Annotated in this window: 7 protein-coding genes and 1 rRNA gene; all 8 read right to left on the bottom strand. The window is 31.2% G+C overall.

Features of this window, described 5'->3' with window-relative positions; all coding sequences use genetic code 11:
• Positions 1-340: ribosomal RNA gene (locus tag FGK85_RS04740) — 16S ribosomal RNA — on the bottom strand; the annotation flags it as partial.
• A 796-nt stretch (positions 341-1,136) separates the two neighbouring features.
• A complete protein-coding gene (gene gyrA, locus FGK85_RS04735) occupies positions 1,137-3,692 on the bottom strand; it encodes a DNA gyrase subunit A (RefSeq protein ID WP_138204228.1) in 2,556 nt (851 codons plus the stop codon).
• Positions 3,693-3,715: 23 nt separating this feature from the next.
• Positions 3,716-5,623 carry a DNA topoisomerase (ATP-hydrolyzing) subunit B gene (gene gyrB / locus FGK85_RS04730; protein ID WP_138204226.1) on the bottom strand — a complete coding sequence of 636 codons (1,908 nt, stop codon included), beginning with the start codon at positions 5,621-5,623 and terminating at the stop codon, positions 3,716-3,718.
• 24 nt (positions 5,624-5,647) lie between these two features.
• Positions 5,648-5,911: an extracellular matrix regulator RemB gene (gene remB, locus FGK85_RS04725; RefSeq protein WP_138204224.1), complete on the bottom strand. Its 264-nt coding sequence runs from the start codon at positions 5,909-5,911 to the stop codon at positions 5,648-5,650.
• Between the two features lie 18 nt (positions 5,912-5,929).
• Positions 5,930-7,030, bottom strand: coding sequence for a DNA replication/repair protein RecF (gene recF / locus FGK85_RS04720; protein WP_138204222.1), 1,101 nt, complete (start codon positions 7,028-7,030; stop codon positions 5,930-5,932).
• 68 nt (positions 7,031-7,098) lie between these two features.
• Positions 7,099-7,305 carry a S4 domain-containing protein YaaA gene (gene yaaA, locus FGK85_RS04715; protein WP_138204220.1) on the bottom strand — a complete coding sequence of 69 codons (207 nt, stop codon included), beginning with the start codon at positions 7,303-7,305 and terminating at the stop codon, positions 7,099-7,101.
• A 23-nt stretch (positions 7,306-7,328) separates the two neighbouring features.
• The gene (gene dnaN, locus FGK85_RS04710; RefSeq protein ID WP_138204218.1) at positions 7,329-8,432 is read right to left on the bottom strand and encodes a DNA polymerase III subunit beta; all 1,104 of its coding nucleotides are present in this window, start codon (positions 8,430-8,432) and stop codon (positions 7,329-7,331) included.
• Positions 8,433-8,688: 256 nt separating this feature from the next.
• Positions 8,689-10,038: a chromosomal replication initiator protein DnaA gene (dnaA, locus tag FGK85_RS04705; protein ID WP_138204216.1), complete on the bottom strand. Its 1,350-nt coding sequence runs from the start codon at positions 10,036-10,038 to the stop codon at positions 8,689-8,691.
• Positions 10,039-10,648 lie beyond the last annotated feature (610 nt).

Here is a 10,648-nt window from a genome sequence, read left to right as displayed (position 1 = left end):
GAGTCTGGACCGTATCTCAGTTCCAATGTGGCCGATCACCCTCTCAGGTCGGCTACGCATCGTCGCCTTGGTAAGCCATTACCTTACCAACTAGCTAATGCGCCGCGGGCCCATCTCAAAGCGGATTGCTCCTTTGGTTGCAGAATCATGCGATTCCGCAACGTTATGCGGTATTAATCTCCCTTTCGGGAGGCTATTCCCCTCTTTGAGGCAGGTTGCCCACGTGTTACTCACCCGTCCGCCGCTAATCCGTTCCCCGAAGGGAACTTCATCGCTCGACTTGCATGTGTTAGGCACGCCGCCAGCGTTCGTCCTGAGCCAGGATCAAACTCTCAATTTAAAATAAGTAGATATTCCAAATCTTCGATTTGGCATAGTCACTTAGTTAAACACGTTAGTGTTTAACCTCATTTTAAGAGCTTGCTCTTAAACTCAAATTCACTGACTTTATGATTTATCATCATCATCTCTGTTTAATTTTCAAAGACCAGTTTGTTTATTTTTCTCTGTCGACTTGCGACGAAATATATAATATCATATAAACCAAACTATATTTTTAATATTTTATTAAATTTAATAAAATAAATGGTTTTTTCTCTATATACCCTTATTTTACTCTATTTTTCTTATATAGATACACAAGGTTAAGTTTATCTCTATTTTTTGACAATAATACTCAAATTATATTATTGAATATGTATATAACTCAACTTTCGCATATAAATTTCAAGCTCTAGATTGAATTAGTGTAGTAAATACAAAGAAAGTTTTTACCTTTAAAATTTCATTTTATAAATATTACAGTTTAACTGAAAGGGCTGAATTCACCCCTCTTCTACAAGTAGCAGCTACATATCCTTATTATTTAATAAAGTAAGTGCAGATATTTCACTAAATGACTAAAGTATTCATGTAAAATTATTGCAAAGTATTTTTGCATGGTTTCAATTTTTTATACGTAAAAAAAACTAGAGTATTCATTTAACCTCACCTTACCCTTGCTAACATAGAAGTAAGATATTATTATTTGAACCACTCCCATATAGAATACGGGAGAATTTGGGCCAAAAATGTTAAACAAAATAACTCTAGTTTTTTAATTTATAAATTTATTACTGATTCTGAAAATAACTTTTTTATTCTTGAACCTCTGCATCTACCGCATCGTTATTTTCTTCATGTACTTCACTTATATTTTGATCGCTTGCATTATCTTCATGCACTTCACTTACATTTTGATCATTTACATTTTCATCATTGTTATCTTCTGTTTTTTCATCTTCAGAGATTATTTTAGCCATAGCAACTACTTCTATTTCTTCCCCTGTTTTCATAAGGGTTACTCCCATGGTATTTCTGCTTGTTACTGATATATCAGAAACATTTATTCTTATAGCTATATCCTTACTGTTTATAAGCATTATTTCATCAGAATCCTTGACCATTTTAGCACCAACTATGCTTCCAGTCTTATCTGTAACCTTGTAGGTTATAATTCCTTTTCCGCCTCTTTTAATTACTTTATATTCTGAAATAGGCGTTCTCTTACCAAATCCATTTTGACTTACAACCAATAACTGTTCTTCTTCATTTACTACATTCATAGCTACTGCTATATCATTACCTCTTAATGTTATAGCTTTAACACCAGCTGCATTTCTTCCCATAGGTCTAACATCAGTTTCTTTAAATCTTATGCTGTATCCATTTCTTGTAGCCATTATAATTTCATCATTTCCATTGGTTAGTTTTGCGTCTATAAGCTCATCTCCGTCTTTTAATGTTACAGCATTTAATCCTGATTTTCTTATATTTGCATATTTGCTTAAGGATGTTTTCTTTACTATACCATTTTTAGTAGCCATTATTAGATATTTATCTTCATCAAATTCCTTTAAGGCTATAACCGCTTGTATTTTTTCATCTTGATTTAAAGGAATTATATTTATTACATTAGTTCCTTTAGCGGTTCTTCCTGCTTCTGGTATTTCATATGCCTTTACCTTATATGTCTTACCGGCATTAGTAAAGAACATTAATTCATGATGGGTTGAGGTTATAAATAAGTGCTCAACAAAGTCATCTTCTTTAGTTGCCATAGCCTGTATGCCTCTTCCCCCTCTTTTTTGTGCACTATAAGTGTCTTCAGGTAATCTTTTAATGTATCCTTCATGAGTTAATGTTATAACAACATTTTCCTCTTCTATTAAGTCCTCAATGTCTATATCTCTAAGACTTTTCTCTATGGCAGTTCTTCTTTCATCACCATATTTGTCTTTTATCTCTATTAGTTCATCTTTAATCAACTTTAGAAGTATTTCTTTATTTTCTAGTATTTCCTTCAATCTTTTTATGGTTTCCTGTAATGCATTAAGCTCATCGTCTATTTTTTCTCTTTCTAATCCTGTCAATCTTTGAAGCTTCATATCCAATATAGCTTGAGATTGTTTTTCAGAAAGATTAAATTTACTCATAAGACCTTCTTTTGCTTCCTGAGTAGTTTTAGAAGCTCTTATTAAGCTTATTACTTCATCAATATGATCTAATGCTATCTTTAATCCTTCTAAAATATGCGCTCTAGATAAAGCTTTATCTAATTCAAATTGAGTTCTTCTCGTTATTACTTCTTCTTGGAATTTCACATATTCTACTAATATTTGTTTTAAATTTAAAACCTTAGGCTCATTGTTTACTAGGGCTAGCATTATTACTCCAAAGGTGTCTTGAAGTCTAGTGTGCTTATATAATCTATTTAAAACTACGTTAGGGTTGGCATCTCTTTTTAATTCAATGACGATTCTCATACCATCTCTATCGGACTCATCTCTTAAATCAGATATACCCTCTACCTTTTTATTTTTAACTAAATCAGCGATGTTTTCTATAAGTCTTGCCTTATTTACTTGATAAGGTATCTCATTAACTATTATTCTAGTTCTTCCCTTATGCTCCTCTATCTCTGTTTTAGCTCTTATGACTACTTTTCCTCTGCCAGTTTCATAAGCCTGCCTAATTCCTGCAGTACCCTCTATTATACCTGCTGTAGGGAAATCTGGTCCTTTTATCTTTGTCATTAGTTCAGGTATTGTAACCTCAGGGTTATCTATAAGCATTATTATACCATCTATTACTTCTCTTAAGTTATGAGGTGGTATATTGGTGGCCATACCTACTGCTATACCTGCGGAACCATTTACTAATAAATTAGGAAATCTAGATGGTAAAACACAAGGTTCCTTTTCTTCTCCATCAAAGTTAGGTGTAAAATCTACAGTATTCTTATTTATATCTCTTATCATCTGTAGATTTATTTTGCTCATTTTTGCCTCAGTATACCTCATAGCCGCAGCACTGTCACCATCTATAGAACCAAAGTTTCCATGTCCGTCTACAAGAGTATATCTCATGTTAAAATCTTGAGCCATTCTAACAAGAGCATCATAAACTGCTGTATCCCCATGTGGATGGTATTTACCTAAAACGTCTCCGACTATTCTAGCACATTTTCTATATCCCTTTTCTGGTGTTAAACCTAACTCATGCATGGAATAAATTATTCTTCTATGCACTGGCTTTAAACCATCTCTTACATCAGGCAGTGCACGACCTACTATTACACTCATAGCGTAATCTATATAGGATTTTTTCATTTCATTCTTTATATCTACTGGTAGTACTTTACCTTCAAACATGTAGTTCACCTTCTCTTTTATCTTTATATATCTAGGTTAACAACTTTTTTGGCATTTTCCTCAATGAACTGCCTACGAGGTTCTACTTTATCACCCATAAGTATAGTGAATATTTCATCTGCCGCCATAGCATCTTCTACCGTTACCTTTAGTAAGGTTCTTCTATCTGGATCCATAGTAGTTTCCCAAAGCTGCTCTGCATCCATTTCTCCTAGACCTTTATATCTTTGTATTTCTGTATTTGTGTCCTTTCCTCCTAATTGTTGTAATATAATATCTAATTCATTGTCACTATAAGAATAGTATTCTTTCTTGCCTTTAGATATTTTATAAAGAGGAGGTTGTGCAATATACACGTGACCTTGTTCTAATAACTCCTTCATGTATCTATAGAAGAATGTTAAAAGCAAAGTTCTTATGTGCGCACCATCTACGTCCGCGTCTGTCATTATTATAATTCTATCATATCTTATTTTGCTTATATCAAATTCTTTTCCTATACCAGCTCCAAAAGCCGTTATCATGGATCTTATTTCTTGGTAACCCAATATTTTATCCAATCTTTGTTTCTCTACATTCATTATTTTACCTCTTAAAGGTAATATAGCTTGAAACTCTCTATTTCTTCCTTGTTTTGCACTACCACCCGCAGAGTCTCCCTCTACTATATATATTTCACACTTGCTTGGATCCTTTGATGAACAATCCGCAAGTTTTCCTGGCAAGGCTGTGCTTTCAAGGACAGATTTTCTTCTTGTAAGTTCTCTTGCCTTTTTAGCCGCTTCCCTTGCACGTGACGCAGTAAGCGCCTTATCCATTATAACCTTTGCTATTTGTGGATTTTCTTCAAGATAAGCTTCTACTGTTTCTGTAAGTATACTATCTACTATTCCACGTGCCTCACTATTTCCAAGCTTAGTTTTTGTTTGACCTTCAAATTGAGGATCTGTAAGTTTTACAGATATTACTGCTGTAAGTCCTTCTCTTATATCTTCTCCTGATAGGTTTTTATCGCTTTCCTTTAAAAAACCAAACTTCTTAGAGTAGTCATTTATTATTCTTGTAAGAGCTGCTTTAAATCCAGCTAGGTGTGTTCCACCCTCCACAGTATCTATATTGTTTGCAAAAGAAAATATATTTTCTGTATATGTGTCATTATGTTGAAGAGCTATCTCCACAATATAATCGTCCTTACCTCCCTCAACATATATAGGCTCTTTATATAAAACTTCTTTATTTCTGTTTAAATAGCTTACAAATGATTTTATTCCACCCTCATAGTGGAAAACTTCTTCTTTTTCTTCTCTTTCATCCGTAAACACTATCTTAATTCCTTTGTTTAAAAAGGCTAACTCTCTTAATCTTTGAGCTAGTGTTTCATAATCAAAATCTAACTCCTCAAAAATCTCTGAGTCTGCAAGAAAATAAACCCTTGTTCCATGTTTATCTGAACTTCCTACGTTTTCCAAACCCGTAATAGCTTTACCTCTTGAATATTCCTGTTTCCATTCTTTACCATCCCTAAATACTGTAACACTGCAGAATTCAGATAAGGCATTAACTACAGAGGCTCCAACACCATGAAGTCCTCCAGATACCTTGTATCCTCCTCCACCAAACTTTCCGCCAGCATGAAGCACTGTCATTATAACCTCAACTGTAGGCATATTCATCTTAGGGTGCATACCTACAGGCATACCTCTACCATTATCCTCTATAGTAACTGAGTTATCCTTGTGTATATTTACATGTATTTCATCACAATACCCTGCCAATGCTTCGTCTATACTATTATCTACTATTTCATAAACTAAGTGATGAAGTCCTCTTAAGCTAGTACTTCCTATATACATTCCTGGCCTTTTTCTTACTGCCTCCAGGCCTTCTAGCACCTGTATTTGACTTTCATCATAAACTTCGTTATTTACCATTAAGATTTTACCTCCTAACTCACGCTATATCCCAAAATATATGGATTTGGTTCTTTTTTGAAGAGTAGAGGACGATATTGGAGACAAATAAATTTTGCTCTTCTTATCAACTTCTGCAATAACAAAGGATTTAGGCTTTTCCTTAGTAACTCTTTCTACAAAACCATCCTCTTCTGCCAATCTTAAAAATTGACTGGTATCTGAACTATACATAGTGGTTTCCATATCAAAAATGCCTATAACATCTTCTATTGGCACTACTACATTTTCACCTAAATGTAAAAACATAAAATATCCTCCTTAGAATCACCTTATTCTCTCTATACTTCCACTTTTAACTTCATAAACTAAAGAGTCTTCTCCTAGATATTCCTGAATATTATGCATGCCCGTACAGGTTATAATTGTTTGAATGTCTTTTATAGAACTCAATATATATTTTTGTCTCCTAATGTCTAGTTCTGATAAAACATCATCCAGTAAAAGAACAGGATATTCTCCTGTAATACTTTTAATTATATCCAAAGAAGCAAACTTTATTGTTAATACAGAAGTTCTTTGTTGACCTTGAGAACCATATTCTCTAGCATCTATATCATTTATTTTTATATCAAAATCATCTCTGTGGGGGCCTACTGATGTATTTCTTTTTTCCATATCACTTTTTCTATGGCTTTTTAATAAATAAAAAAGAGCTTCTTCTATATTTTCAGTGTTTTGAAGATTTTTAATTTGAGATACATAATTAAAACTTATTTCTTCATTACCACTGGTTATATTTGAATGTATTATTTTTCCATATTCATTGAGCTTCTCTATGTATTTTAGTCTCTCTTTTATTAAGTATGCTCCAAAAGAACTTAATTGAGTATCATATACCTCTAAAATTCCCTCATCACATCTCATTCCTTTTAATAAAGAGTTTCTTTCTCCCAAAGCTTTTTTGTATACGGATAAATTATAATAATATTTTTTACTTAATTTACAAAGCTCTATATCTAAAAGTCTTCTTCTAGCAGCTGGAGAGCCTTTAACAATATCTAAATCTTCAGGAGAAAACATAACCACATTAAAAATTCCAATAAGATCTGCTATTTTATTTACCTTTATAGAATTTACATTAATGCCCTTTTTTCCCTCTTTAAATATTTTTATGTCTATCTTCTTATCCAGCCTTTCTCTTCCTACAGAAAGAGATATATAGGCGTTTTTATAATCCCAATTTATAAGCTCCCTGTCTCTATTTGTTCTGTGAGATTTAGCTAAGCTGCAATAATATATACTTTCAAGTATATTTGTTTTCCCTTGAGCATTATCTCCTACAAGAACATTTACCCCCTGTTTGAATTCCATTAATAAATTATTGTAATTTCTAAAATTTATAAGCTGTAGTCCCTTAACATACATAATTCATACACCTTTTTATTATATCACAATATGATTATTCACAAAAATAATTAATCAAATAGTATTTTTTAAACTATTTCGTATTTTGTTCCGTGAAGTTCTATTATATCACCCTTTACTAATTTTCTACCTCGTCTGGTTTCTATTTCTCCATTAACCTTTACTTCGCCCTCTTGTATATATATTTTAGCTTCTGATCCAAGTGAAGCTGCACCGCTCCATTTCAAAAAAGCATCTAACTTTATTTGTTCTGTATTTATACCTATTTTTTCCATAATGCATAAGCTCCTTTTCAGGTTTATCTAGTAGCAACTCTAACCGGAAGTAATAAATATGTGCAGTTGTTATTTTCCTTATTTTTTATTATACAAGGGCTGACGCTACTAGAAAATTCCATGTATATTTCTTCTTCTTCCATGATTTTAAATACATCTATTAAATATCTTGAATTAAATGCAGTTTTTAAAGACTCTCCTTGCAAAATTATATTCAATTCTTCTCTTACTTTTCCCAATTGAGAATTAGATGTGATTATCATATTGTCATCTTTTATATCAAATTTTACCAAATTAGTATTTCCGTCTTTTGCCATAAGAGATGCTCTTTCAATACAACCTAGTATTTCATCTTTTTTAACAGTGGCTCTAAGATTATATTCTTCTGGGATTATAGAATCATATTTTATAAAATCACCTTCTAAAAGTCTTGATATAATCTTAGTTTTTCCTAAATTAAACAATATATGATTATCTGTAAAGGATAGAGCAACCTTTTTTTCATCATCTTCTAGTATTTTAGAGACTTCATTTAAAGTTTTTCCTGGAATTACACAGTTTATATCTTGCTCTACATCTATGTCTTCACTTCTAAGTGCAAGTCTATAGCCATCTAAAGCAACTAAATTAAGCTTATTTTTTAATATTTGGAACAAAACACCAGTAAGAATAGGTCTTGTTTCATCTTGTGCCACTGCAAATATGGTACCTTTTATCATATTTTTAAGCAGTTTCTGAGATAAAAAGCACATTTTATTTTCATCTACCATTGGTATTTCTGGGTACTCTTCAGCATTCATGTGGAAAAGAGTAGCATTAGATTTTTCACATTTAATATCTATGCTGTTTTTTTCTGTAGTACGTATTTCTACAGTACTATTTGGTAATTTTTTAATTATTTCTCCAAAAAGTCTTGAGTCTAAAACGATTCTTCCATTTTCAATAACATTAGCTTCCACCTTTGTTTCTATGCTTAAGTCTATATCAGAACCTATTAATGTAATAGTGTTGTTTTCAGCTATTAGTAATATTCCTTGTAGTATAGCCATAGTGGACTTTCCTGTAATAGCCTTTTGGGATATATTAATAGCCTCTTGTAATTTACTTTTTTCACATGTAAATATCACAATAAAACCTCCTTATTTATTCACAGTAAATTTTATATAGATAGAGAAGATAATATATATAAATATTAGTAGTAATAGTAGTAGGGGCTGTGAGTATGTGGATAAGTAGTGTAACCCCTTAAAAACTAAGAAAATAGGAGCAAAAATAATTGTGGATAAATTAATAATAAATTTAATATTTTATCCACAGTATCCAAAGGTGAAAAACATATTTTCTTTTATCCACAGGTAATTAGTTATATATTATAAACACATGTTAATTTTGAGATATTTTATTACTTAATTCTTCTATTGTGCTCTTAAGTCCAGTGTCTTTCTTTAAGTTATTTGAGATTTTTTCGTAAGCATGTATAACTGTAGTGTGATCCCTTCCACCAAATTCTTCTCCTATTTTAGGAAGAGACATATCTGTTAATTTTCTACATAAATACATAGCTATTTGTCTTGGGTAGGCTATGTTTCTAGTTCTTCTAGATGATTTAAAATCGTCTACGCTAAGATTAAAATAACTAGAAACTATATCTTGTATAGAACCAATGGTTATTTGCTTATTTAGGTTATTAGAGATTATGTCTTTTAGTGCTTCAGATGCTAAATCTACACTAATTTCTTTATTAGTTAAAGAAGAAAAAGCAACTATTCTAATGAGAGCCCCTTCTAGTTCTCTAATGTTAGATTTTATTTTATTAGCTATGTATACCATCACTTCATTAGGAATATTTAAATTTTCTACATCAGCTTTCTTTTTTAGAATAGCTATTCTAGTTTCAAAGTCAGGAGGCTGAATATCAGCTATTAACCCCCACTCGAATCGAGAGCGCAATCTATCTTCTAATGTAGGTATTTCCTTAGGTGGCCTATCACTAGATAATATAATTTGTTTGTTAGCCTCATGAAGAGCATTGAAAGTATGGAAAAATTCTTCCTGGGTTCTTTCTTTACCAGCTATGAATTGAATATCGTCAATTAGAAGAATATCTACATTTCTATACTTATTTCTAAAATCCACGTTCTTATCATCTTTTATAGAATTTATAAGCTCGTTAGTGAATTTTTCAGAAGTAACATATACAACCTTTGAATTAGGATTATTTTCCAGTACATAATGTCCTATGGCGTGCATAAGGTGAGTTTTACCAAGACCCACGCCTCCATAAATAAAAAGAGGGTTATATGCTTTAGCAGGGGATTCTGCTACGGCTAAAGAAGCTGCATGAGCAAAGCGATTACTATTGCCAATAACAAAGGAATCAAAGGTATATTTCGGATTTAGAGTAGACGTAAATTCAGGATTAACGATTATATTACTCTGTTCTGGTTTTATTTGTTCCTTTGGTTGAGCATCTACGGCTTCTTCGCTGGCAATTATAAAATCAATATTGTAAGATTTAGAAGTTATTACTTTAACAGCATTAGAAATTAGATTTTTATATCTATTTTCTAAGATTTCTTTTGTAAAATTGTTTGGTACCCCCAATTTTAAGCTATCCCTGTCTATGGATATAGGTATTATACTTTTAATCCAAGTATTAAAGCTTACTTCTGTAAGTTCACCTTTTATTATATTTAAGGTTTTTTCCCAAATGTGAGTAAGATGAACATCCATTTCGTATCCTCCAGTTCAAAAAATAATAAACAAAATATAAACAGAGTTATCTACAATTAGTAACCCATTTATAAATACTAGACAAATGTATATAAAAATATTCACATGTTGATAATTATGTTTATAAATTTAGAGAATTTTATTATATCATAAATTATCAACAGATACATAAAAAAAGTTATTTACACTAAAAAAAATATAAAAACATTAAAACAAGCCAATTTTATAAAGATAGTGAAAAAGATATATACAAAATGAAACAGGTTATCCACAAACTTATCAACAACCTGTGTATAAATAATAAAAATGAAAAAAATATTAACAGTTCACAATTAATAATATCAAAAGGAATAAAGGTATTCAAGAAGTTATCCACAAAAAGATTAAAAATATGAAAAAATATTCACAGTGAAAGGATAAAATTTTTTAAAAACAATAAATTTAAAAATTAAAAGGGTAAAAATACTTCATTATATGTACGTAGGATTTTTTACTATTAATATACATTTTGTTCTTCTTGACATTGGGTATCTATAACTATATAATTTAATAGTAAAACCATAAATATAGTTAGTAAGTAATACTTTGCTATATACTAACTTCAAATGAA

Origin of the sequence: Haloimpatiens lingqiaonensis (assembly GCF_901447495.1) — a bacterium.
Taxonomy (GTDB): Bacteria; Bacillota; Clostridia; order Clostridiales; family Clostridiaceae; genus Haloimpatiens; species Haloimpatiens lingqiaonensis.
Note: the sequence above shows the minus strand (reverse complement) of the source record. Positions and strands in the feature narration are given on the sequence as shown.

What these genes read in the sequence shown, in the direction of transcription:
- dnaA (WP_138204216.1), bottom strand. Translation starts at nt 10,038, where the DNA reads ATGGATGTTCATCTTACTCACATTTGGGAAAAAACCTTAAATATAATA.
- recF (WP_138204222.1), bottom strand. Translation starts at nt 7,030, where the DNA reads ATGTATGTTAAGGGACTACAGCTTATAAATTTTAGAAATTACAATAAT.
- remB (WP_138204224.1), bottom strand. Translation starts at nt 5,911, where the DNA reads ATGTTTTTACATTTAGGTGAAAATGTAGTAGTGCCAATAGAAGATGTT.
- yaaA (WP_138204220.1), bottom strand. Translation starts at nt 7,305, where the DNA reads ATGGAAAAAATAGGTATAAATACAGAACAAATAAAGTTAGATGCTTTT.
- gyrA (WP_138204228.1), bottom strand. Translation starts at nt 3,692, where the DNA reads ATGTTTGAAGGTAAAGTACTACCAGTAGATATAAAGAATGAAATGAAA.
- gyrB (WP_138204226.1), bottom strand. Translation starts at nt 5,623, where the DNA reads ATGGTAAATAACGAAGTTTATGATGAAAGTCAAATACAGGTGCTAGAA.